Below are 24350 nucleotides of genomic sequence, written 5' to 3'. Positions count from 1 at the left end.
GAGCGTGTTCGACGCTGACGTGAGCATCGCCACCGAACGGCTTACGCTCCGGCCGTTCGGCCCGCAGGACACCGCCAGGATCCGGTCCATCGTGCGGTCCGGCGCCCGTTTCCTCCCGCCCGGCGCTCCCGCCAAGCCGTCCGGTGCCGACCAGTGGCTGTCGAGCGGCGTGCACGAGCTGCGCCGCTCCGGCCAGGGCCTGCACCTGGCCATGACCGACGCGGAAGGGCTCATCGTGGGCGCGATCAGCCTGTTCAAGACCTCGTGGAGCGCGGGTACGACCGAGGTCGGGTACGGCGTGCACCCCCTCTACCGGGGGCGAGGCTTCGCCACGGAGGCCGTGCGCGGGCTGGTGAGCTGGGTGTTCGAGTTCACCCGGCTGCGCAGGATCGACCTGACCGCCAACCTGGACAACCTCGCCTCGCTCCGCGTGGCGCTGAAAGCCGGCTTCACCTGGGAGGGCATGCTGCGCGACGCGGTGCTGGACGAGGAGGGGACGCACGACCTGGTCGTCTTCGGCCTGCTGCGCGAGGACAGCCGCAGGCCGTCCGTGGCCCTGCCCAGGACGGAACTGCGTACCCAGAGGCTGCTGTTGCGGGCGCCGTCCCTCGCGGACGCGCCGGACCTGGCCGCCACCGCCGCCGACCCCCTCACCCAGGCCAGGACCGGCGTGCCACGTGACTACACGCAGGAGCACGCGCGGGCGTTCATCGACGTCTCCGAACGGATGCGCATGAGGGGCGCGGGCATCGGCTGGACGGTCCAGGAACTGGAGACGGGCCGTTTCGCCGCCAACGTGGACCTCAGGGACCTCGACTGGACCAATCGGACGGCCGAGGTCGGCTACATGACGGCGCCGTGGGCCCGCGGCAAGGGGTACGCGGGCGAGGCCGTGGTGGCGATCGCGCGCTGGCTGTTCGAGCGGCACGGCTTCTGCCGGCTCCAGCTCCGCGCGGCCGTGACCAACGCGGCCTCACAACGGGTGGCGGAGAAGGCGGGCTTCGTCCGCGAGGGGATCGCCCGCTCCTCGCTGGGCGGCGAGGACCTGATCGTTTACAGTCTCATCCCGTCCGACCTGGCGTGAGGGCACACCGGACTGTCCCTCGTACCCTTTGTGAAACCCCTCCGCACCCGTCACCCTTGTGGTGAGGGCGGTGAGGCGAATGATCACGGTGGTCGGCTGGGACGGGCACGAGTTCTCGGCCAGGGCGGTGGACAAGCTGCACGAGGCGAGGCTTGTCGTGGGCCCCGACGCCGTTCTCGGGCAGCTCAAGCTCACTGCCCCGACCGTGGCGGACGACTCGCTGCTGGAAGTCCTCGACGACCATCTCGAGCACGGCGAGGGCCCGGCGGTCGTGATCGCCGAGGGCGATCCCGGATTCTTCGGAGTAGTCCGCACGCTACGGGCGCACGGCCTCAAACCGGAGGTTCTGCCGGCGATCTCGCTCGTCACCCGTGCCTTCGCGTGTGCCGGCCTCAGCTGGGAGGACGCGCTCGTCGTGGCCCCGTCCGGCCCGGGCCGGCTGGAGCGGGTCGTGAACGCCTGCCGAGCCCACCCCAAGGTCGCGCTGCTGGTCGCGCCGGGTGTCGGGCCCGGGGAGATCGCCAGGGAGCTGGCGCCGACCACGCCGCGCGCGCTGATCGTCTGCGAGGACCTCGGCGGCCCCGACGAACGGGTCACGCACAGCCGCATGGGGGAGGCGACGACCAGGCCGTGGAAGGACCCCGACGTGGTCCTCGTCATCGACCCGCTGCACCAGCCCAAGGAGCCGAGCTGGGTGGCCGGTGCCCAGCCGGGTCCCGCCGAGTGGGCGCTGCCGTTCGAGAGCGCACTTCCGGCGGAGGTGCGGGCGTTCATCCTGGCCAAGCTGGGTCCCCGGCTCGGTGACCTGGTCTGGGACGTGGGTGCGGGCGCGGGCGAGATCGCCGTCGAGTGCGCCAGGATGGGCGCGGCCGTCATGGCAGTCGAGCGCGACGAGGAGTCGTGCGCCAGGCTGCGCGCCAACGTGCTGAAGCACGGTGTCAAAGTCGCTCTGACCAGGGGCCAGGCGCCGCCCGCGCTGGAGCCGCTGCCCGACCCCGACGCCGTCTACGTGGGCGGCGGCGGCACCGACGTCGTGGTTGCCTGCGCAGCGCGCGGCCCGCGTACGCTGGTGTGCGCGCTCAGGAAGGTCGAGCAGGTCTCGGCCGTGCTCCAACTCCTGCGCGAGCACGGCTACCGTGGCGAGGGCACCCAGATCCTGGCCTCTAAGCTGACGCTCGAGCCCGACGGCTCGCACCGCCTGACCGCCTCCGACCCCGTGTTCGTGGTGCACGCGACACCCGCGCACACAGCGTGACCTGTTCCCTACCGGGACGCATCGGATATCCTCGCGTGTCTTTTGTCTACCGGACCGGAGATTCCCTCACGATGAAGCCGCCGCTCCTGCTGATCGGGCAGGGCTCCCAGGATGACGCCTACGCCGCGGAGTTCGGCCGGTTCGTACACCGGCTCCGCTGCCGGCTCGACCAGACGGGCGCCGACGTCTCCGGCGGATACCTGGAACGTGCCTCCCCCAGGCTCAGCGACTCCGTGGCCTCCTTGGTCGCCAGAGGGCATCACCGGCTCGTGGCGCTGCCACTGAGCCTCAGCAGGGTGGGCGAAGAGTTCCCCGCCGCGATGGAGCTGGAGCAGAAGCGGCATCCGACGCTGATGTACGACTACGGCCGTCCCCTGGGCCCCGACCCCCGCGTGCTGTCGCTGCTGGCCGAGCGGCTGAACGAGGCGGCCACCGAGATCCACAAGCCGCGCTCGCTGGAGCTCGTGGGCGCCAGGCCCCGGCTCCGCGCGGTCGACACGCCGCCGGCCGACGACCTCCTCGCGCAGGTCGAGCCGGGAGAGACAGCGATCGTGCTGGTCGGCGAGGGCTCGACGGACGCGGCGGCCAACGCCGAGATCCACCGGGTCTCCCGGCTGTTCTGGGAGACGCACGCCTACGACTTCATGACCGTCGAGACCGCCTTCGTGTCGGTGACGCCGCCGGGGGTGCCCGGCGGGCTCGAGCGCTGCCGCCGGCTGGGGGCCAAGCGCGTGATCGTGGTGCCGTACCTGCTGTTCGCGGGCGGCATGCTCGAGCGCGTGTGGGCCCAGGCCCTGGCGTACGGCGCCGGACACCCCGATCTCGACATCCGCTGCGCCGAGGTGATCGGCGACTGCGAGACCCTGGCCGATGTCGTGATCGACCGATACGAGGAAGCGCTCCAACTCGTCCCGTAAGTGGAGGTTTGCTGTGCTCGCTGAGACGCTCGCCGCGATCCGCCCCGCCGACCCTCGCGCCCTTGCCGAGGCCCGGGCCTACCAGGACCGCCTGACCAAGCCCCGCGGTTCACTGGGCGTGCTGGAGGAGATCGCGGTACGCCTCTCCGGGGCGGCCGGCGTCACTCCGCCGCCCATGCCCGAACCGGCCGCGCTGGCCATCTTCGCCGCCGACCACGGCGTGCACGCCCGCGGTGTCACCCCGTGGCCGCAGGAAGTCACGGTGCAGATGGTGGCGAACTTCCTGGCCGGCGGCGCGGTCGCCAACGCCTTGGCCGCCCAGGCCGGCGTGTCGGTCACGGTGGTGGACGTCGGCGTCGCCGCCGACCTGCCCGACGCGCCCAGCCTGGTCAGGCAGAAGATCGGGTACGGCACCGACGACCTGTCGAAGGGCCCCGCGATGAGCGTGGACCAGGCGGTCAGGGCGCTGGAGGCGGGGATCGGCGTGGCCCGCGACCTGGTGGCCGGCGGGGCCCGCTGCCTGATCACCGGCGACATGGGCATCGCGAACACCACGGCCTCCGCCGCCCTGATCGCCGTGTTCGCCGGCCGGGACCCGGCCGAGGTGACCGGCAGGGGCACGGGGATCGACGACGAGACGTACAAGCACAAGGTGGACATCGTCCGTGAGGCCCTGCGCACGAACGGCCTGTCGGGAGCCCTGATCTCGCCCAGCGAGGCGCTGCGGGCGCTGGCGGCGGTCGGCGGGTTCGAGCACGCGGCCATCGCGGGCTTCATCCTGGGCGGCGCCGCGGCCCGCGTGCCGGTGATCCTCGACGGCGTCATCGCCGGCGCCGCCGCCCTTGTGGCCGCCGCGCTCGACCCCGCCGCGATCGACCACTGCGTGGCGGGCCACCGCTCGGCCGAGCCCGGCCACACCGCCGCGCTCGAGCACCTCGGGTTGCGCCCGCTGGTGGACCTCGAGCTGCGGCTGGGCGAGGGCTCGGGCGGCCTGCTCGCGCATCCGCTGGTCTGCTCGGCCGTACGGGTCATGCACGACGTGGCCACGTTCGACTCGGCGGGAGTGACCGAAAAGCCCGTATGAGGAGTTGATCAGTGACCCGTTACGGCCCCATGTACGGCCCCAACATCACGTTCCTCGGCGTGGACCGTTGTGACGTCAACGATCCGGCCTCGTACGAGGACGCGGACGTGGTGATCGTGGGCGCCCCCTTCGACGGCGGCACCAGCAACCGTCCCGGCGCCAGGTTCGGCCCGATGGCGCTGCGCCAGGCCTGCTATCTGCCGCACGACGGCTCCAGGCCCAGCCTGGCGCTGCGCGTGGACGCCCTGCGCGACCTGCGGGTGCTCGACGCGGGTGACGTCGAGTGCTATTCGGGCGACGTCGAGGGCTCGTTGGCCGCGATCGAGGAGGTCGTGCACCGCGTGGCCGCCTCCGGGGCGATTCCGCTGGTGCTCGGGGGCGACCACACGGTCGCGCTGCCCGACGCGCGCGGCACCGCCAGGGCCCATGCGGCAGGCCGTACCTCGATGATCCACTTCGACGCGCACGCCGACACCGGGAACATCGAGTTCGGCCACCTCTACGGTCACGGGCAGCCGATGCGGCGGCTCATCGAGTCCGGCGCCATCCGCGGCGACAGGTTCCTGCAGATCGGGCTGCGGGGCTACTGGCCGGAGCCGGAGACGCTGAGTTGGATGGCCCAGCAAAACATGCGTTCGTACGAAATGACGGAGATTGTGGCTCGTGGGCTGGAGGAGTGCCTGGCGGAGTCGTTCACGATCGCGCTCGATGAGTGCGACCAGGTCTTCCTGTCCGTGGACATCGACGTCTGCGACCCCGGGCACGCACCCGGCACCGGGACGCCCGAGCCTGGAGGACTGACAGCCAGGGAGCTGCTCGACGCCGTTCGCCGGATCTGCTACGAACTGCCCGTGGCCGGCATGGAGGTGGTCGAGGTGGCGCCGCCGTACGACCACGCGGACATCACCGCGTACCTCGGGAACCGGGTTATCCTTGAGGCACTGTCAGCGATGGCCAGACGCCGTAAGGATGAGCAGGGCGGGCCTCGCTGGGATCCGCGGCAGCCCCTTCTCGACGGTCGTTAACCCGTGCGCAGCAAATGACGCAGTCAGAGCCGGTAGGTTTACGTCCTAACACAAAGCTTCGCGAACGGGAGATTCCCCCCATGGGTCCCTACCTCCTCGGCCTGCGGCTTTCCGGCCGCCGGGTTCTCGTCGTGGGCGGCGGGCGCGTCGCACAGCGGCGGGTTCCCGCGCTGCTAGAGGCCGGTGCGGAGGTCACGGTCGTGTCGCCGGGTGTGACGCCGGCGCTCGACGACCTGATCGCCGCCGGCAGGGTCACCTGGCACGCCCGGCCCTACGAGGTCGGCGACTGCGACGGAGCCTGGCTCGTGCAGGCCTGCACCGACGACAGATCCGTCAACACCGCGGTCGCCGCGGAGGCGGAGGCCAAGCGCGTGTGGTGCGTGCGGGCCGATGACAAGGACGCCTCCGCCGCCTGGACGCCCGCCACGGGGCGGGTCGACGAGATAAGCGTGGCGGTCACCGCGGGCGGCGACCCGCGCAGGGCCGCCGGCATCAGGGACGCGGTCGTGGGCGCGCTGCGCGACGGCACGGTCGACGCCCGGCGAAACCGCACCAAGCCGGTCGGTGTGGCCCTCGTCGGCGGCGGTCCCGGCGACCCGGGCCTGATCACGGTGCGGGGGCGGCAGCTCCTCGCCCAGGCCGACGTGGTGGTCGCCGACCGGCTCGCGCCCCGTGCGCTGCTGGACGAGCTGGCCCCCGACGTCGAGCTGATCGACGCCGCCAAGGTCCCCTACGGCCGGTCGCTGTCCCAGGAGACCATCAACGAGCTGCTCATCGACCGCGCCAGGCAGGGCAAGTTCGTGGTCAGGCTCAAGGGCGGCGACCCGTTCGTGTTCGGCCGCGGCGGCGAGGAGATGATCGCCTGCGCCCGCTCCGGCATCCCCGTGCTGGTGGTGCCCGGCATCACGAGCGCCGTGGCGGTGCCCGCGGCCGCCGGGGTCCCGGTGACGCACCGGGGGGTCAGCCAGGAGTTCCACGTGATCTCCGTGCACGTGGCGCCCGACGACCCCAAGTCCACTGTCGACTGGCCCGCGCTGGCCCGTTCCCAGGGCACTCTGGTGCTGCTGATGGCTGTCGAACGGCTGGCGAAGGTGGCCGAGGCCCTCCTTCGAGACGGACGTTCCCCGGACACTCCCGCAATGGTGGTACAGGACGGTACCCTTCCGACGCAGCGGGCGGTCATCGCTTCGCTTTCCACCGTGGCCGACCGCGTGTCCGCGGCTGGGATCCGGCCGCCGGCGATCGTCATCGTCGGCGACGTCGTGAAGGTCGGCCAGGAGGTCGAGATGGTTCGAGCGGAGCGCTTGCCGTGAACACGGCCATGGGTGATGGGTGGCAGGAGGCACCGGGGGAGCAGACGTTGAGCTTCCGCCCGGTGAGTGACGACGACCTGGCCGGGGTGCGGGACGACGACGGCTTCGACGCGTTCGGCACGAAGGGCGCGCGAAAGCCGAACTCCGGCGCTACCGCGGACGACCAGAGCGCTCCCGAGGAGCCTCCGGCTCCCGAGGACGCCGGGGCGTCGGAGGAAGCTGCCGCTGCTACGGAGGAGGCCGGGGCCGCCCAAGACACCGCGCCTTCCCAGGAGCTGACGACTTCCGAAGGGCCAGAGACTTCGGCTTCGGCTTCGGAGGAGCAACCCTCCTCGGAGCAACCCCCGGCTTCCGCGGAGGCCGCCGAGCCGACCGCCGTCGAGCCGGATCAGGCGACACACGCCGAATCCACTGCCGCGGCGGGCCCGGATGCTTCCGGGGAGCCTGCCGCTGTGGCGGGTCCGGATGCGTCCGATGAGTCGCCCGCCGCGTCCGGCGAGTCCTCTGCTGCGGGTTCCGTTGCGTCCGGCGAGTCCGCTGCGGCGGATCCGGACGTGTCCGGCGAGCCCGTCGACACGGTGGATCAGCCCACGCCGGAGCCGGCTGGGGCGGCCGATGACGCCGTGTCCGAGGAGCCCGCCGCTGACGTGGCTGAGGCCGCCTCCGCCGGGCCCGCCGATCCCGTGGACGCGGCCGATTCCGAGCGCCCCTCCCTCTTCGTGAAGCCCGCCATACTCGGCGGCCCAGGAGCCCGTAAGGCGTCTCCCGCCGCGCCCCCGGCCGTACAGGACGAGCCTGGTGCACGGGATGAGGTGGCGGACCCTGGCGCCGAGCAGCAGGGCGCCGAGGAGTCGTCAAGCGGCGAGCAGCCACAAGCCACGGCAGCGGACGACGAGCAGCCGCGAGACGCGGACGCGACTGACGAGCAGCCCCAGCCAGAGCAACCACAGAGCGAGCAGGCGCAGGGTGACCCGCCGCCGGGCGCGGAGGCTCAGGGCGAACGGCAGCCGGGTAACGGCGACGCGTCTGTGGAAGACGAGTCCAAGGGAGGGCCGCCGCGCGCGGAGGAGCTGCCCGCCGAGGCCGCCGAGGCGCTGATGGCGGCGCTCGACACCCTCAGGCAAACCGTCGCGGACCTGCGTTTCGGCCTGGACCTGCCCGGCGTGGAAGAGGCCAAGCAGACGCAGGCCGACCTGCTGGCCCAGCTCGAGGACTACGTACTGCCCAGGGTCAGGACCAGCGCCGCCCCCGCCCTCATCGTGATCGCGGGCTCCACCGGCGCGGGCAAGTCCACCCTGGTCAACACACTGGCCGAGAAGAACATCTCCCGCACCGGCGTACGCCGCCCGACCACCGGCGTCCCCGTCCTGGTCTGCCACCCGGACGACCGGGAGTGGTTCGCGGAGGGGGAGTTGCTCGGCGGTCTCGAACGCATCGACAAGCCGTCCCCCGAGGCCGGGATGCGAAGCGTGGTCGTCGTCGCGACCGAGAAGCTTCCGCAGGGCGTCGCGCTGCTCGACACCCCGGACATCGACTCGGTCGTCGAGGAGCACCACGAGATCGCCCACCGCATGCTGGACGCCGCCGACCTGTGGATCTTCGTGACCACGGCGGCCCGCTACGCCGACGCCCCCGCCTGGAGCCTGCTGAAGCTGGCCAAGGAGCGTGGCGCCCGGCTCGCGATCGTGCTGTCGCGCGTGCAGCCGAGGGCCGCCGAGGTCGTGCTGAAGCATTTCGTACGGATGCTCACCGAATACGGCCTGGGCGAGATCGACAGGTTCGTCATCAGCGAGTCGAAGGTCACCGACGGCAGGCTGCCCGACAGCGAGGTCACCGAGCTGCGGCTCTGGCTGGCCGAGCTGTCGGTGGACGAGGAGCGCAGAGCCCAAGCGGTGCGCGAGACGCTCAACGGCGTGCTCAACAGCTTCCGCACCCGCGTACCCGCACTGGCCAGGCATCTTGAGGGGCAGGTCGCGTTCAGGGCGGAGCTGCGCAGCGACGTGGAGGCGGCCTTCCTCGGCGCGCTCAGCGAGATCGACAAGGCGTCGAAGAACGGCTCGCTGCTGCACGGCGAGGTGCTGGCCCGTTGGCAGGACTTCGCCGGCTCCGGCGACCTCATGCGCTCGCTGCAGCTGCGCAAGCGCGGCAGGTCTGCCAAGCACGCGCCGGAGCGGGTGCTGGCGTTCAAGGCGGCGATCCGTGCCGGACTCGAGTCGGTGATCGTCGCCGCCGCCAACCGCGCCACCGAGGAGGTGGTCGCGCGCTGGCGGCACCGTTCGGAGCTGGGCGCCAAGCTCGGCGAGGGCCTCGACAGGCCATCCGACAATCTCGTACGTCACACCGGCCGCGCCATCGCCTCCTGGCAGGAGCACCTGAGCGAGCTGGTCCGCACCGACGGCGTGGCGAAGCGGTCGGTGTCGAAGCTGGTGTCGTTCGACCCCGACTCACTCGCGTTGATCTTCACTGTCGCGATGTTCAGCGGGAGCAACGGCGAAGGGGTGCCGCACCGGCTGGTCAACGCCCTGCTCGGCGCCGAATCGCTACGTGGCATCGGCGCCAAGGCGCTCAGCGATTTGCGGGCCAGGATCGGCATGCTGTTCGACGAGGAATCCATGCGTTACGTGCAAGCGCTCGACTCCGCGGGCATCCCGGACGAGTCCGTGGCGACCCGCCTCTACCAGGCGACGTACAACCTGGAGGTCGTCCGATGACGACCATGACCACCAGGCCAGGGCTGGCTTCGCGGCTGTCCGCGCTCACCAAGGTGGTGGAGCACGGTCCCGGACGGCTGGACAGGAAGCTGCTCAACGAGGCCAGCGCGCTGCTGCAGCAGGCGGGAGACCGGCTCAAGCTTTCGTCCGAGCACACGGTCGTCGCTCTGGCGGGCGGCACGGGCAGTGGCAAGTCGTCGCTGTTCAACGCCCTCTCGGGGCTCGAGCTGTCGCCCACCGGCGTACGCCGGCCGACCACCGCCCGCACGCACGCCTGCGTGTGGGGGCTGGAGGGCGCGGGGCCGCTGCTCGACTGGCTGCAGATCCAGTGGCGGCACCGTTTCTCCCGGGCCAGCGCGCTCGACAAGGGCGACAGCCAGCTCCACGGGCTGATCCTGCTCGACCTGCCCGACCACGACTCGATCAGGGCGCTCACCGACACCGAGGCCGACCGCCTCATCGGCCTGGCGGACCTGGTGGTGTGGGTGCTGGACCCGCAGAAGTACGCCGACGCGTCCACGCACCGCCGCTACGTGACGGAGCTCGCGGGGCACGAGGCGGTGACCGTGTTCGCGCTCAACCAGGCCGACCGGCTCACCAAGGAGGAGCTGGCCGAACTGGTCATCGACCTCAACGACCTGCTGCGCCGCGAGGGCGTCGAGCATCCCAGCGTCGTCCCCACCTCGGCCGTCACGGGCCGGGGCATCGAGAGCCTCAGGAGCGTCATCGCGACGGCGGTCGCCCGCCGGCGTGCCGCCATCCAGAAGCTGGAGGCCGACCTACACCGGTTGGAGCAGCGTCTCAGCAAGGCGATGCCGCTGGGCGAGGCCCTGTCGGCGCCGTCCGCGGTGGACGAGGCCCGCCGGATGGGGCTGACGGACGCGCTGTGCGACGCGGTGGGCGTGCCGGCCGTGGGCGAGGCCATGGAGAACGTCTACGCGGAGCGGTCGAACCAGTGGGTCGGCTGGCCGTACCCGCGGTGGATCTCCAAGTTCCGCTCGAACCCCCTGAAGAGCCTGCGCCTGCAGGACGTGGGGGAGGAGATCCGCGGCATCACGACCGGCTCGGTGAGCGCACAGTCGGCCGAAGTCGCCAACGCCGTGCAGGCGCTCGCCGACGGGCTGTCCGTGGGGATGCACCCCGTGTGGCGGACCACGGTGCACCAGGCGGCCAGGTCCCGCTCGGGACAGCTCCCGAAGGCGCTGACAGAGGACCTCACAGAAGTGGCGCCGCAGCTCGACCGGGTGCCCGCGTGGTGGCGGGCGCTCAAGGTGTGGCAGTACGTCCTGGTGGTGGCGTTCGTGGCGGGACTGGCATGGCTGGCGGCCGGCCTGCTGATGCCCGGGCAGTTGCCTCCGGCGCTGGAGGTGCTGGGCGACACCGCGACGTTGCCGTGGGTGGGGCTCATGATGGCGTCGGTGCTGGGACTGGGAGCGCTGTCGGGCATCGCGTCTCGCAACTTCGTCGAGCTGGGAGCCTCTCGGGAACGGGAGCGGCTGGAGCGCGAGATGAGGCGCCGGGTGGCCGCTGTGTCGGCGACGATGGTGGTGGAGCCGGTGGAGCGGGAACTGGCCCGCCACCACACCTTCTACACGGCCCTGAGAGACCTGTCCCCCTGACGACATCACCGGCTGCCGCGGGTGCGGCGGCCGGTGATGTCGTAGGGTCCGTCCCCACTTTCGGGCCCTCGCTCGACGCACCTTCCACAGCCTCCGCCACGCGACCTTCGCCACGGCGGGAGGCTCCACCTTCGGATCTTCGCTCCGGTGGACTGGATGGCCCCTTCCCGGGCTTCGCTACGGCGGGGGCTGCACCTCCGGTCTCGGCCACGGCAGGTGGCGACTATCCCCAGCCCCGGACACCACAGACGCCTCCATCCACAGAACCGCGTTCCAGAGCCCGTGAGCAGCCCCTTCCCCGGCACCCTTTTCCCAGATCGCGGGCAGCCGGCCCGCCGCATGGGAGGCACGGGATGAACGACATTTACATCACGCTCACCGGTAACGTCGCGGCAGAGCCGAGGCAGTACAGCTTCGAGGACGGCAGCAAGGTCACCTCACTGAAGGTGTTCTCCTCACACCGCTACTTCGACAAGAAGACGGGCCAGTGGGTGGACGGCGACCGGGTGTGCTTCACGGTCCGCTGCTGGCGCGCGTTGGGAGACAACGTCGCCGGCTCCATCCGGGCAGGACACCCTGTGGTGATCTCGGGCAAGCTGCGCATCCGCGAGTTCGGCCCGGAAGGTGATCGCCGTTTCGTGCCCGAGATAGAGGCCAGCGCCGTGGGCCACGACCTGCGCTGGGGCACTGGTGTCTTCACCAAGCCCGACCGTTCCGGCGTCACATCGATGAGCAAGGAGATGCGCGACCGCCTGGACGAGGAGACCCGAGACTGGGCCATGGGCAGCACCCGCAGCTTCCGGAGCCTCACCCGCTCAGGACCCACCACGGAGGCCAACCCGTTCCACGCCCTGGACACCGACCGCTCCCCGGGGACGGACTACGACGCCGTACGCACTCTGGCAGCGGCAGGCGACACCCCGTCCTCGCTGAGAGCAGAGGGCGCCACCGTGCGCTCCCTGAGCGGGGCGGACACCACCGTGGGCTCCCCGAGCGAGGGCGGCACCATGGGCTCCCTGAGCGACGAGGGAGCCGTGGGCTCCCGGAGTGAGGAGGGCAGCTCGGCAGGTTCCTCGGAGGAAGAGGACGGCACCACGCGCCCCGTGGGGGAGGACCTGCGAAGCCTGGGAGCGGACGACGGCGTAGTGCGCATCCTGGGCGCCGAGGCTGACGACACGACACTCATGGAGGACGGCGACGGAGATGACGACGCCGAGCGACTGACGCTGGAGGAGCGAGTGGCGGCGTAGGCGCACGTGCAGGGGGCACCGACCGTCCGACCGGTGCCCCCACACATCCGGCCCTGGCGTCCTACCGGCTCCACACGCCAACGGCCTGGCGGTCTGGTGCCTCGGTGGCCCAGCGGCCCAACAGCCCAGTGGCCCGGCGGCGCGACGGTCTGGCGATCCGGTCGCCCGGCGGCTCCAGAGCCCGGCGGTCCTGAGGCTCGGCGGTCCGGCGGTTGGTGCCTTGGTGCCCCGGTGGCCCGGCAGCTCCACAGCCCAATGGTCCGGCGGCTTGACGGTCCGGTGGTTCGGCGGGTCTGGTGAGGGCTCGATGGCCCGGTCGCCCGGCGGCTCCACAGTCCGGCGGTCTGGTGGTCTGATGGCCCGGCGGCTCCGCAATCCGGTGGTCCGGCAGGCCAATGCCGAGGCCAGCACCGTTGGCCGTGAGCGCGGGCAAGTGGTGACAAGGAGGGAGGCCGGACCAGGCGGAGGCACGCTGGCGGATGCAGCGCAGGGGCGCGGAAACGTGGAGAGGTTGAGATGGAGGGGGGAGGAGGGGGCACCGGCCGTGGTACCCGTTGGCTGACACCCCCGAGGGGCGGCCGATGGTGTTGTCCACGGCAGATGGCTCGAGCATCTGTCAGGTCCAGATCACGCCCCGCAGCATGGTTGCTCCTTTCCGGCACGGCGGTCCAACACGGCCTGCTCTTGGCGGGAGCAGGTGTGTGTAGTCATTGCCAACGTATCCGTTCCCATCGCACATCGCACACTCCGCAATTATTGTGTTACACATCGTTAGTCAGGGAGGAGACGAGAATGGCGGCGACCAGTCACGCCTCGATCAGGTCTGGCGACGGTGTGTCAACTCTGGCCGGTCGCTGGCCGTTGCTGGGTCAACGCCGCCCGCTCGTGGTCTACCTGTGCGCGATCGTCGCCCTGGACTTGGCCGCAATCATGGTGTGCGCCGTGACCACCGTCTTCCAGTGGCATGATTTGCTCACATTCGGCGCTCTCATGGCGTGTGGCGCGGTCTGCATCGAGGCCACTCGGAGGCTGGGCATGCCCGCCGGGGTCTCGCGGGACCTGTTGTCGGCCTGGTGGCTACCGGTGGCGCTGCTTCTGCCGCCGCTCTACGCCATTTTCGCGCCGATCGTGCTGCAGGTCCTGCTGCAGGTACGGGTGCGGGCGACCGTTCTCTACCGCCGGGTGTTCACCTCGGCCGCCATTGGGCTGGCCGGATGTACGGCCTCCGTCGCGTTCCACTGGTTCGTCGATGACCCGTGGGTGCTGCCGCAGGGGAGCGGCCCGCCGATCCTTTACGCGGTGGCGGCGGCCGTGCTGTTCTCCCTGCTCAACATCGCCCTCATCGCGATCGCCGCCCACACCGCCGACCCCGACATCGCGTGGCGGGAGGTCCTGTGGGACCGGGAGAGCCTGACGCTGGACATCGTCGAGCTCTGCCTGGGCGTCACGGTCGCGATTTGCTGCGGCCTCAACCTGGCCCTGCTGATCCTGGCGCTGCCGCCGGTGGTGCTGCTGCAGCGCAGCCTTCTCCACGCTCAGCTTCAGGCCGCCGCCCGTACCGATGCCAAGACGGGGCTGTTGAACGCCGCCGCCTGGCAACGCGAGGCCGACACCGAGATCGTCCGGGCCCGCAGGACGGGCGACAGCCTGGCGGTCCTGATCATCGACATCGACCACTTCAAACGGGTCAACGACGCCTATGGCCACCTGGTCGGCGACCAGGTGCTGGTGGCCGTGGCATCCACGATGCGCGGCCAGCTACGCGACTATGACGTGGTGGGGCGGTTCGGGGGCGAGGAGTTCGTGGTCCTGCTGCCCGGCGCCGACAGCCTCGAGGCCCGCCAGGTCGCCGAACGCCTCCGCACCCGCGTCGGCCACATGGCGATCCCCGTCGACGACACCCTCATCGGGGTGACCATCTCGGTCGGAGTGGCTTTGATGAGCGTCCACGGAGACGACCTGATCGACCTGCTGGCCGCCGCCGACCTGGCGCTTTACCGGGCGAAGGAGCTCGGACGAGACCGAGTCTGCATCCCCGCCGTCCAACCACCGCCTCCGAGTGCCCTCCCCAACGACCCCATCTCCTGACCCTTTCCCCAAGGACGGCCGCTTCCCGCCTCCGTCCCCAGGGGTGCCGGCTCTCGGCTCCGTTCCCAGGGGCGCTGACTGCCGACTCGGTCCCAATGGGTGGAGCCTCGTAACTCCGCCCCGAGGGCCGTTGGCTCCCGTCTCCGGCGGTCAGGACGCGGACTACCGTTTCCGCCTCTAGAGGTGCCGACGCCGACTCCTGCCCCAGGGGTGCCGGCTCTCGGCTCCGCCTCGAGGGCCGTTGGCTCCTGACTCCGGCGGCCAGGACACCGACCACCGTCTCCCTCCCCAGGGGCGCCGCCCTCCCGGCTCAGCCCACAAGGACGCTGGCCCTCGACTTCGCCCGCCAAGCGCACTGACTCCTGACTCGGCCCTAGAGACGCCGACTCCCGACTCCATCCCCAAGGGCGCTGACTCCTGGCTGCGACTCCTGGCTTCAGAGGGAACCGCTGCCTCGGATCGGGGTGTTGTCCTGCGCTGATGTCCGACGACGGGATGCCGATTCCGCACCGATGTTCCCTGCTCGGGACGTCGTGCTGAGCGAGGGGCACTCTCGAAGGTGGTTCCGTGCCGGGCAAGTACTCTCCACCCGCCGTCGGCGGAGCTCGTGCCCGGTCATGGGGCCGTCGCTCGTAGGGCCGTGGCATGTGGGACCGTCGCGATAGGTGGTGCCTCATCTTTGAGGTTGTAGCGGGAGGAGCGGCGGAAGCCCAGGTTCGGAGCCCCTAAGCTAGAGGGCATGCCGGAGTACATCTACACGCTGCAGCGCGTGCGCAAGGCGCACGGCGACAAGGTTGTCCTTGACGACGTCACGCTGTCGTTCCTGCCCGGAGCCAAGATCGGTGTCCTCGGGCCGAACGGCACCGGGAAGTCGACGCTGCTCCGGATGATGGCCGGCCTGGAGCAGCCGTCCAACGGGGATGCCAAGCTCATGCCGGGCTTCACGGTGGGCATGCTCCAGCAGGAGCCGCCGCTCAACGAGGAGAAGACCGTCCTCGGCAACGTGCAGGAGGGCGTCGCCGAGACGATGGCGATGCTCCAGCGCTACAACGAGATCGCCGAGCAGATGGCCACTGACTACAGCGACGAGCTGCTGGAAGAGATGGGCAAGCTGCAGGACCAGCTCGAGCACCGCAACGCTTGGGACCTCGACAGCCAGCTCGAGCAGGCCATGGACGCGCTGCGCTGTCCGCCGCCCGACGCCGAGGTGACGAAGTTGTCCGGTGGTGAGCGTCGCCGGGTCGCGCTGTGCAAGCTCCTCCTCGAGGCCCCCGACCTGCTGCTGCTCGACGAGCCCACCAACCACCTCGACGCCGAGAGCGTGCAGTGGCTGGAGCAGCACCTGGAGAAGTACGCCGGCACGGTGCTGGCCGTCACCCACGACCGCTACTTCCTCGACAACGTCGCGGGCTGGATCCTTGAGCTCGACCGCGGGCGCGCGTACGCGTACGAGGGCAATTACTCCACTTACCTGGAGGCCAAGGCGCAGCGTCTCAAGGTCGAGGGCCAGAAGGACGTCAAGCGGAAGAAGCGCCTGGAAGACGAGCTCGAGTGGGTCCGGTCCAACCCGAAGGCCCGCCAGACCAAGAGCAAGGCCCGGCTCCAGCGGTACGAGGAGATGGCCGCGGAGGCGGACAAGTTCCGCAAGCTGGACTTCGACGAGATTCAGATCCCGCCGGGCCCGCGCCTGGGCACCACGGTGATCAAGTCCGACAGCCTGACCAAGGGGTTCGGCGACCGGTTGCTGATGGAGGACCTGACGTTCGACCTGCCGCGTAACGGCATCGTCGGCATCATCGGCCCCAACGGCGTCGGCAAGACCACGCTGTTCCGCATGATCACCGGCAGCGAGACGCCCGACACCGGCTCGGTCACGGTCGGCGACACGGTCAAGATCTCCTACGCCGACCAGAGTCGCGGCGGCATCGACCCGAACAAGAACGTCTGGGAGGTCGTCTCCGACGGGCTCGACCACATCAAGGTCGGCAACGTGGAGATGCCGTCGAGGGCGTACATCGCGGCGTTCGGGTTCAAGGGGCCTGACCAGCAGAAGAAGGCAGGGGTCCTCTCGGGCGGCGAGCGCAACCGGCTCAACCTGGCGCTCACCCTCAAGCAGGGCGGCAACGTGCTGCTGCTCGACGAGCCCACCAACGACCTCGACACGGAGACGCTGTCGTCGCTGGAGAACGCCCTGCTCGACTTCCCGGGGTGCGCGGTGATCACCTCGCACGACCGGTGGTTCCTCGACCGCATCGCCACGCACATCCTGGCGTGGGAGGAAGGGTCGAACTGGTTCTGGTTCGAGGGCAACTTCGCCGACTACGAGAAGAACAAGATCGAGCGTCTCGGCGCCGACGCCGCCCGTCCCCACCGCGTCACGTACCGGAAGCTCCACCGCGACTGATCCGGATCGCGGTATCTCCGGTCCCGCGTGGATCACGCGGGACCGATGATCACGATGACGCGGAAGCCCATGATGTGATTTTTGTGGCGTCTGTGGTTCGTGTGTCGGTGACCGTGGTGTGGAGCGCGTGATCTGGGTGCCTCGTGACGTGGGTGACCTGGTGTCGGCGGGTTGCGGTGTCAGCGATCCGTAGTGTCGGCCATCTCCGTGTCTGGTCGTCGAGCGTGGACTCGGAGAAGGAACGGGAGCCGGGCCACCAAGACGCCGGTTGGGAGGGCCATCCCGACATTGCCGAAGCGCTTCCGGAAGTGCTGCCCGGTTAGCAAGCCCGTGACAAGCAGGCTACGCCGGCCGGGCTGCGCAAGCCGCGATGGCTGCCAGGCTCGCCGGATGTCGTCGGATGGTGCCGGGTGTCGTGGGATGGTGCCGGGTGTTGACGGATGTCACCGGGTGTCGCCAGATACAGCCTGATGCCAAGGTGGATGCCTCTTATGCCAAGGCTGATGCCGTAGGTTCCGGTGTGGCGTGAACGCGTCATGGCAACATCGCGCCCACTCGACGATCTTGACCCAGGTGTGTAAAGTGCCGGATTTTCTTACTTCGGGATCTTTGATTCCCGCTGCGGGCGCCCGCCCGGCGGCACCCCCTCGTACGTGGGAGCACACCCTTGCGCACCTGGTTAGGCGATCCGGCACGACCACGGCCCGGACGGGCTCGCGGCGGTCGCGTGATCCTCCTCTTCACCCTGCTCGGCACCTTACTCACCGGACTCACCCTCAACCCTCACGCAGCACTCGCCACCACGGCGACCCCGACCCCGACGCCTACCTCGACAGCCGCAGAGGAGCGGGTGCAACCTCTGTGCGAGGCGCCTGCCGAGGGTAGGTACAGCTGCTTCGCCCTGCGTCACGCCCGCCCGGCCGACGACAAGCAGGCCGACACCCCCATGGCGGCGGGCGACACGCCGGACGGCTTTGGCCCGGCCGACCTCATCGACGCCTACGAGATCCCCGCCGGCGGCGGCGCCGGCCAGACCGTCGCGGTCGTCGCCGCGTTCGACGCCCCCACGGCCGAAAAGGATCTCGCCACTTACCGCGAGAAGTACGGCCTGCCCCCGTGCACCACCGCGAACGGCTGCTTCCGCAAGGTGGACCAGCGCGGCGGCACCGACTACCCGGTGGCCGACGCGGGCTGGGCCGGTGAGATCGCGCTCGACCTCGACATGGTCTCCGCGATCGCCCCCCGCGCGAACCTCCTGCTGGTCGAGGCCGACTCCAACTACCCGGACGACCTCGGCGCCGCGGTGGACCAGGCGGTCGCCATGGGCGCCAAGTTCGTCAACAACTCCTACGGCACCGGCCGGGAGTACCCGGACCAGGGCACCCTGGACGTGCACTACAACCACCCGGGCGTGGCCATCGTGGCCGCCTCCGGCGACTGGGGGTACGGCGTGTCGTACCCGGCCGCCTCGACGTATGTGACCTCCGTGGGCGGCACGACGCTGACGCGCGACTCCAGCGAGCGCGGCTGGTCGGAGACCGTGTGGAACTCCTCGTGGGTGAGCCAGGGAACCGGGACGACGGTCTGGGGCGCGACGGGCTCGGGCTGCTCGAAGTACGCGCTCAAGCCCGCCTTCCAGACCGACGCCGGCTGCCAGGGCCGTACGGTCGCCGACGTCTCGGCGGTTGCCGACCCGGTCACCGGCGTGGCGGTCTACAACAGCTACTCCGACGAGGGCTGGTCGGTCTACGGCGGCACGAGCGCGGCCTCCCCCATCGTCACCGCCATCTACGCGGTAGCCGGTACGCCGGTGCAGGACACCGACGCCAACTCCTACCCGTACGCCAACACCGCCGCCCTGTATGACGTCACGAAGGGCGACGACGCGAGCTGCCCGGCGGGCCTGTGCCAGTTCGGCACCGTGCCGCAGTGCGACCCGGCGTACCTGTGCGTGGCCCAGACCGGCTACGACGGCCCGACCGGCATCGGCACGCCGAAAGGCACCGCCGCCTTCCGCGCGGGCCCGCACGGCACGGTCACCGGCAAGGTCACCGACGCCACCACCAAGGCCGCGATCCCCGGGGCGCTGGTGACGCTGGGCCAGTACACGGCCACGACCGACGCGGGCGGCGTCTACAAGATGACCGTCCCGGCCGGCACGTACGAGGGCACGGTGGCCGCGTACGCCTATGCCCAGGGCACGATCGGCCAGATCACCCTGAGCGACGGCGAGAGCCTCACGCGCGACGTGGCCCTCACCGCGCTGCCCGCGCAGACCGTCTCCGGCACGGTCACGGACGGCGGCGGCCACGGCTGGCCGCTGTACGCCAAGATCGAGATCGAGGGAGTGCCCGGCGGCCCGGTCTTCACCGACCCGGCGACCGGCGAGTACAGCGTCAAGCTGCCGCTGGGCAAGACGTACGAGCTCACCGTCACCGCCGCCTACCAGGGTTACCTCCCCAAGACGGAGACGGTCGAGCTGGGTTCGCAGGCGGTAAGGCGGGATGTGGCTCTGCCCCCGGACGCGGACAAGGCCGACGCGCCCGGCTACTCGCTGACCTATCACGGCGGCGGCGTCCAGGAGTTCGACTCCCGCGAGGCCCCCGAGGGCTGGACGGTCAAGAACAACACCGACAAGGGCGGCTGGCAGTTCGACGACCCGCTCGGGCACGGCAACCAGACCGGCGGTGGCGGCGGATTCGCCATCGTGGACGACTTCGCCCTGGGCTGGGCGGAGGTGGACACCGAGCTGCGCAGCCCTTCCTTCGACCTGTCGCAGGAGAAGGAGCCGGTCGTCGAGTTCGACACCCATTTCCCGCGCATCCAGCAGCTGTACATGCCGCAGGCCGACCTGGACGTCAGCGTGGACGGCGGCGAGACCTGGACCACGCTGTGGCGTTCGCCCCGGGAACAGCCAGGGCCCGCCCACGTGTCAGTCCCGATCGGGGCGCTGGCCGCAGGCAAGAGCGACGTGCGGGTGCGCTTTCACTATGTGGGCCACCTGGGCAACATCTGGCAGGTCGACAAGGTGGCCGTCGGCACCCGCGTGTTCAAGGCGGAGCCGGGCGGGCTGCTGGCGGGCCGGGTGACCGACGCCAGCACCGACGACGGCGTGGTCGGCGCGACCGTGACGACCGGCGGGAACCGTGCCATCAGCGTGGCCACGCCGGAGGACCAGGCCATCGGCGACGGGGTGTACTGGCTGTTCTCCCCGGAGACGGGCCAGCAGGTGGTCACCGCGGAGAAGGCGGCGTTCGGCTACCCGGCCCAGACCAGGAAGCTGAACGTCGTCTCGGGCGCCGTCACGCGGGCCGACTTCAAGCTCGGCACCGGCCGGCTCACCGCCGCCCCCGCCGCGCTCTCGGCCGACGTGACCTGGGGCGAGCAGGACCGGCTCACCTTCACGGTGCGCAACACCGGCACCACCACGACCGCCTTCAAGCTGGGCGAGCGCCCGTCCCCGGTCAAGACCGGGGACGGCGCCGCCGTCAGCAGGGTCCAGGTGCCGCCCGCGGACCTGGGCAGGACCGGCGGCACCTACAAGGGCAGAGGCGGCACGCCGCCGCAGCCGGGCACCGCCTGGCAGCCGTTGGCCGAACTGCCCGAGGTGAGCACCGGCATGATCGCCGCCACGCACGACGGCAAGCTCTACGCCGGGCTCGGCTCCACCGGGCAGGGGACGCTGTTCTCCAACACGTTCTCCTCCTACGACCCGGAGACCGGCGCCTGGACGAAGCTGACCAGCCCGTGGTACCGGCGCTGGAGCCCGGCCGCCGGCTTCATCGGCGATCGGCTCTACGTCACCTCCGGCCGCGACTCCACCGGCGCCACCGTGGCGGCCACCGAGGCCTACGACCCAGGGACCGGCACGTGGAAGGAGCTCGCGCCCAACCCGTCCCCATTCGGCTCGTCCGGGTACGCCACGCTCGACGGCAGGCTGTACGTGGTCGGCGGCTGCTACATGGTGGGCATGGGCGCGGAGAACTGCGCGAACAAGGAGGTGATGGTGTACGACCCGGCGGCCGACAAGTGGTCCAAGGCGGCGTCGTACCCGGTGGGCATCTCCCGGCTGGCCTGCGGCGGGATCGACGGCAGGCTGTACTGCGCGGGCGGAATGAACGGGGGCGGCACCTCGGCCGACGCTTACGCCTACGACCCCAAGGCCAACGCCTGGTCGCCGGTCGCGGACCTGCCGCTGGACCTGGCGGGATCGGCGTACGCGGTGGCCAACGGCAAGTTGCTGATCTCGACCGGCTTCAGCTACGGGATCGGGGCCGTCACCAACGAGGGCTTCGCCTACGACCCGGCGGCGAACTCCTGGAGCCCGCTGCCCAACGCCGACGCCGCGATGGCCGGCGCGGCCGGGGCCACCGGCTTCTACCTGGTGGGTGGCACGGACGCGGCGACGGGGCTGCCGGTCGGCACGGTACGGCGGCTGCCCGGCTACGACCAGCCGCACGCCGACGTGCCCTGGCTGTCGGCTCGGGCGGCCAGGACGGAGCTGCGGCCGGGGCAGAGCACCACGGTGACCGTGACGCTCGACGCGGACCGGCGTACGACGAGCATGCTCAGCGAGTACACGGCGGCGGTGACGCTGCTGACCGACTCCCCTCACCAGATCGCGCCCGTGCCGGTGACGATGAAGGTGCGGCCGCCCAAGTCATGGGGCCGCCTCACCGGGACTGTGAGCGGTCCTGACGGGCCGCTTGCCGGGGCGTCGGTACGGCTGGAGTACGCGCGCGGCAAGCAGACCGTGGTGACCGGGGCGGACGGCCGGTACGACGTCTGGCTGGAGCGCGGCGCCGGGCCGGTGCGGATCACGGTGACCATGGCGGGCTACGGCACGGCCACCGGGACGCTCGGGGTCAGCGGCGGCGACACCGTGGTCAAGGACTTCACCCTGAGTCCGTAAGAACCCCTAGGACGGGTCCCACCACCCGCGGCGAGCCGCCAGCACACCTGCCTGGAACCGGCTCGTCGCGGACAGCCGGGCCATCAGTGCCTGGATCCGGCGCTGCACGGTCCGGTAGCCGATGCCGAGCTGCCGGGCGATCGCCTCGTCCGACAGCCCGTGCGCGAGCAGGGATACGATCCGCCGCTCGACCTCGCTGAGTGGCGGGTCGCCGCCGCGCACCTCCTCGGCCACCGCCGCGAACGGCTGCGCCTGCGCCCACAACATCTCGAACAGCGTGGACAGAGCGTCCAGCAGGGAGGAGGGATGCACCAGGATGCAGGAGTCGAGCACCCTGGGCGTGGCACGCAGCGGGATCAGCGCGAGGTCGTCGTCGGAGAGGATCATCTTCATCGGCACGTTCGGGAAGATCCGCACCTCTTCACCGGTGGCCACGCCGCGCTCGATCTTCTCCGCCTGTCCGTCCACCCGCAGCATGCCGCGTTCGTGGATGAAGCGCCGCCGGACGCCGCGGTCGGTGACATTCGCGGTGGAGGAGATCTCGGCGCCCTCGGCCGCCTGCGCGTACGGCGGGGCGTCGATGCCCCGGATGACGTCCTTGGCCCGCCGCAGGAGCTGCTGGCCACACCGGGCCACTGCGTCGGGCCCCGAGATCACCTCGACCAGCTCGGTGGCGTCCCGGCCGGAGCGTTCCCTGCGGTGCCGCTCGCCCAGGTGCTGGGCCAGTGCGCGGACGCGTTCGATGTCGCGTTCGCGGGCCAGCAGCAGCACCTCGATGGCGGGCTCCGGCGGCAGGGCGGCGTAGCGTACGGGCTGGCCGGGCACGCGGCTGATCAGCCCGCGGTCCTCCAGCCGCTGTAACACCTTGCCGAGGACGTCCGGCTCGACGGTGGTCATCCCGGCCAGCTCGTTCTCCGTGAGCGGGCCACCTCCCACCAGCGCCAGGTACGCTTCCTCGCCCCAGTGATCGACTCCCAGCACCTCGAGCACGATGACTCCTCGCTCCCTGCCCGGCTCCGGGGAGATGCTAGAGGAGCCACATGACCCGCCTGTTAAGGCATCCGGGCAGCGCCCGCCAGGTGGCCTCCGAGGCGGCCGGCACGTCACCGGCCGCGCCCGAGTCGGGGATGATCTCCGTGCTGCCGTTCTTCCGGGTCGGCACCAGGTACGCGCCCCTCTCTCCGCCGGTGTGCCGCCGCGTCGGCGCCCCTTCCTGCCCTGCGCGTGCCCGGCACCCAGCCGAGGTCACCGGATTCCAAGCAGGCCGGCGTCGGCGAGGTCGGACGGCTCGGTCATCCTTCGGCCTCGCCGAGGGTGACTGGGACGGGCGTGCGGGCGGGGCGCCGCCAGGGCCCGTTGAACAGCACGATCGCGGGGATGAACAGCACGAGACAGCCCAGCGCCACGAACAGCCACGTCTGCCAGTTCGTCGCCTCCACCACGTGCGGGATCACCAGGAGCCCGACCACCGCAATGGCCTTGGAGAGGAACCCGAACAGCCCCCACGCGGTGCCCTGCAGCCGCGGGTCGGCGTCCTCCGCGTCCTCGGAGTAGTTGGCCATCCAGGGCGCGTACGCCACCCCGAGCGAGCCGCCGAGCAGCGCGCCGACCACCATGAGCGTGCCGGTGGAGACGTCTTCCTGACCGAGGGAGACGGCGAGGTAGGCCGTGACGAGGACGGCGGCGATCGTTCCGCCGAGGGAGAACGGCTTGCGTAGCTGGGTCCGGTCGGACAGGCGGCCTGTTACGATCAGCGTGATCAGATTGAGACTCCAGAACGCCGCCATGATCGTGGATGCCTGAGCACTGCTGATGCCAAGCGCGCCGACCAGCATCGTCTGCCCGAAGAGCGACAGCGTGATGTAGAGCACCAGCCACAGCGAGATGCCGATGACGTGCGCCCAGATGTTCCGCCTGGCGAAGAGCGAGCGCATGCGCGCGGGCTCGGTGAGGTCCACGACCTGAGCGCCGTCCCGCTCGGTGTGCTGGATCCTGGCCCGCAGCTCGGGAGACAGGTCCGCGATGTTGAACGCGATGACCGCCGAAATGACGAGCGAGAAGCAGCCCATGATGACGAACTGCGAGCGCCACGAGTCGTCGAAGATCGGCAGGGTCAAGCCCGCGATGGCCGCTGCCAGGAAGTTCGCGCCGACGGGGCCCCAGGTCCAGAAGCCGAAGGCCTGAGCCCGCCCGAGGCGCGGTGAGAAGTCGCGGATCAGCGGCGCGGTGCTGGCCATGGCCACGCCGTCCACGAAGGCGAGCACGATCCTCGCGATCAGCAGGTCGCGCGGGCTCTGGACGAGCGTCATGGCGAAGCAGCACACGGCCGTCAGAGCCATGAGCGGGATGAGCAGCCGCACCCGGCCGATCTGGTCGGTGAGCCTGCCGCCCAGGATGGAGGCGATCGCCCCGGCCACTGCCGCGGTGCCCGACACGGCGCCGTACGTGGCCAGCGACATGTTGAGATCTTTGAGCAGGAGGGGCACCACCGGTGCGATCTGGCCTTCGTAGGAGCCGATGAGAATGGCCAGCACGGCCATCGTGAGGATCTTCATGCGTCGGGCGCCGGTGGGGTATTCGTCGAGCTCGCGGACGTAGGACAGCCTCATGGCTAGCCTTTCTGTGGGCTGGATCCCCCGTCAATGGTTCTAGAAGTAAGCTCTAGAATTCATTTCTGTGATGCTGCCC

Annotated in this window: 15 protein-coding genes; 12 read left to right on the top strand and 3 right to left on the bottom strand. The window is 70.7% G+C overall.

Annotated features, from left to right (window positions below; genetic code table 11):
• Positions 1-4: 4 nt before the first annotated feature.
• From ACQPWU_RS44590 to ACQPWU_RS44535, 12 genes are all read left to right on the top strand, one after another.
• The gene (locus ACQPWU_RS44590) at positions 5-1084 is read left to right on the top strand and encodes a GNAT family N-acetyltransferase (RefSeq protein WP_433431709.1); all 1080 of its coding nucleotides are present in this window, start codon (positions 5-7) and stop codon (positions 1082-1084) included.
• Positions 1085-1163: 79 nt separating this feature from the next.
• Complete coding sequence (locus ACQPWU_RS44585) at positions 1164-2339, top strand: bifunctional cobalt-precorrin-7 (C(5))-methyltransferase/cobalt-precorrin-6B (C(15))-methyltransferase (RefSeq protein WP_433445438.1); 1176 nt, start codon at positions 1164-1166, stop codon at positions 2337-2339.
• A gap of 71 nt (positions 2340-2410) precedes the next feature.
• Positions 2411-3256 (top strand): sirohydrochlorin chelatase, encoded by an 846-nt coding sequence (locus tag ACQPWU_RS44580; RefSeq protein ID WP_433431707.1) that lies wholly within the window; start codon positions 2411-2413, stop codon positions 3254-3256.
• Positions 3257-3269: 13 nt separating this feature from the next.
• Positions 3270-4340 carry a nicotinate-nucleotide--dimethylbenzimidazole phosphoribosyltransferase gene (gene cobT, locus ACQPWU_RS44575; protein ID WP_433431705.1) on the top strand — a complete coding sequence of 357 codons (1071 nt, stop codon included), beginning with the start codon at positions 3270-3272 and terminating at the stop codon, positions 4338-4340.
• 11 nt (positions 4341-4351) lie between these two features.
• Positions 4352-5365, top strand: a complete 1014-nt coding sequence (gene speB, locus ACQPWU_RS44570) for an agmatinase (RefSeq protein WP_433431703.1) — start codon at positions 4352-4354, stop codon at positions 5363-5365.
• Between the two features lie 80 nt (positions 5366-5445).
• Positions 5446-6678, top strand: coding sequence for a uroporphyrinogen-III C-methyltransferase (gene cobA, locus ACQPWU_RS44565; protein ID WP_433431702.1), 1233 nt, complete (start codon positions 5446-5448; stop codon positions 6676-6678).
• Positions 6679-6740: 62 nt separating this feature from the next.
• Complete coding sequence (locus ACQPWU_RS44560) at positions 6741-9389, top strand: dynamin family protein (protein WP_433431700.1); 2649 nt, start codon at positions 6741-6743, stop codon at positions 9387-9389.
• Positions 9386-11008, top strand: coding sequence for a GTP-binding protein (locus ACQPWU_RS44555; RefSeq protein ID WP_433431698.1), 1623 nt, complete (start codon positions 9386-9388; stop codon positions 11006-11008). The genes ACQPWU_RS44560 and ACQPWU_RS44555 overlap by 4 nt, the downstream gene beginning before the upstream one ends.
• 353 nt (positions 11009-11361) lie before the next feature.
• The gene (locus ACQPWU_RS44550; protein ID WP_433431697.1) at positions 11362-12258 is read left to right on the top strand and encodes a single-stranded DNA-binding protein; all 897 of its coding nucleotides are present in this window, start codon (positions 11362-11364) and stop codon (positions 12256-12258) included.
• Between the two features lie 792 nt (positions 12259-13050).
• A complete protein-coding gene (locus ACQPWU_RS44545; protein WP_433431695.1) occupies positions 13051-14346 on the top strand; it encodes a GGDEF domain-containing protein in 1296 nt (431 codons plus the stop codon).
• Positions 14347-15085: 739 nt separating this feature from the next.
• The gene (ettA, locus tag ACQPWU_RS44540; RefSeq protein ID WP_360691673.1) at positions 15086-16750 is read left to right on the top strand and encodes an energy-dependent translational throttle protein EttA; all 1665 of its coding nucleotides are present in this window, start codon (positions 15086-15088) and stop codon (positions 16748-16750) included.
• Positions 16751-17477: 727 nt separating this feature from the next.
• Entirely contained in the window at positions 17478-21662 is a 4185-nt protein-coding gene (locus ACQPWU_RS44535) for a carboxypeptidase regulatory-like domain-containing protein (RefSeq protein ID WP_433431692.1), read from the top strand.
• A gap of 6 nt (positions 21663-21668) precedes the next feature.
• Here the strand turns inward: ACQPWU_RS44535 and ACQPWU_RS44530 are convergent, their stop codons facing one another.
• The 3 genes from ACQPWU_RS44530 to ACQPWU_RS44520 all read right to left on the bottom strand — a co-directional run bounded on the left by ACQPWU_RS44530 (position 21669) and on the right by ACQPWU_RS44520 (position 24271).
• Positions 21669-22652: a helix-turn-helix domain-containing protein gene (locus ACQPWU_RS44530; RefSeq protein ID WP_433431691.1), complete on the bottom strand. Its 984-nt coding sequence runs from the start codon at positions 22650-22652 to the stop codon at positions 21669-21671.
• 37 nt (positions 22653-22689) lie between these two features.
• Positions 22690-22824 (bottom strand): hypothetical protein, encoded by a 135-nt coding sequence (locus tag ACQPWU_RS44525; protein WP_433431690.1) that lies wholly within the window; start codon positions 22822-22824, stop codon positions 22690-22692.
• A 130-nt stretch (positions 22825-22954) separates the two neighbouring features.
• The gene (locus ACQPWU_RS44520) at positions 22955-24271 is read right to left on the bottom strand and encodes an MFS transporter (protein ID WP_433431688.1); all 1317 of its coding nucleotides are present in this window, start codon (positions 24269-24271) and stop codon (positions 22955-22957) included.
• Positions 24272-24350: the final 79 nt, after the last annotated feature.

Source organism: Nonomuraea sp. CA-141351 (genome assembly GCF_050944675.1).
Classification (GTDB): Bacteria; Actinomycetota; Actinomycetes; order Streptosporangiales; family Streptosporangiaceae; genus Nonomuraea.
The sequence above is the reverse complement of the archived record's forward strand: the minus strand, read 5'-3'. Positions and strand labels throughout refer to the sequence as shown.

Excerpts from the sequence above, each read along its gene's own strand:
- ACQPWU_RS44585 (WP_433445438.1), top strand. The coding sequence starts at position 1,164 with ATGATCACGGTGGTCGGCTGGGACGGGCACGAGTTCTCGGCCAGGGCG.
- ACQPWU_RS44580 (WP_433431707.1), top strand. The coding sequence starts at position 2,411 with ATGAAGCCGCCGCTCCTGCTGATCGGGCAGGGCTCCCAGGATGACGCC.
- cobA (WP_433431702.1), top strand. The coding sequence starts at position 5,446 with ATGGGTCCCTACCTCCTCGGCCTGCGGCTTTCCGGCCGCCGGGTTCTC.
- ACQPWU_RS44555 (WP_433431698.1), top strand. The coding sequence starts at position 9,386 with ATGACGACCATGACCACCAGGCCAGGGCTGGCTTCGCGGCTGTCCGCG.
- ACQPWU_RS44550 (WP_433431697.1), top strand. The coding sequence starts at position 11,362 with ATGAACGACATTTACATCACGCTCACCGGTAACGTCGCGGCAGAGCCG.
- ACQPWU_RS44545 (WP_433431695.1), top strand. The coding sequence starts at position 13,051 with ATGGCGGCGACCAGTCACGCCTCGATCAGGTCTGGCGACGGTGTGTCA.
- ettA (WP_360691673.1), top strand. The coding sequence starts at position 15,086 with ATGCCGGAGTACATCTACACGCTGCAGCGCGTGCGCAAGGCGCACGGC.
- ACQPWU_RS44520 (WP_433431688.1), bottom strand. The coding sequence starts at position 24,271 with ATGAGGCTGTCCTACGTCCGCGAGCTCGACGAATACCCCACCGGCGCC.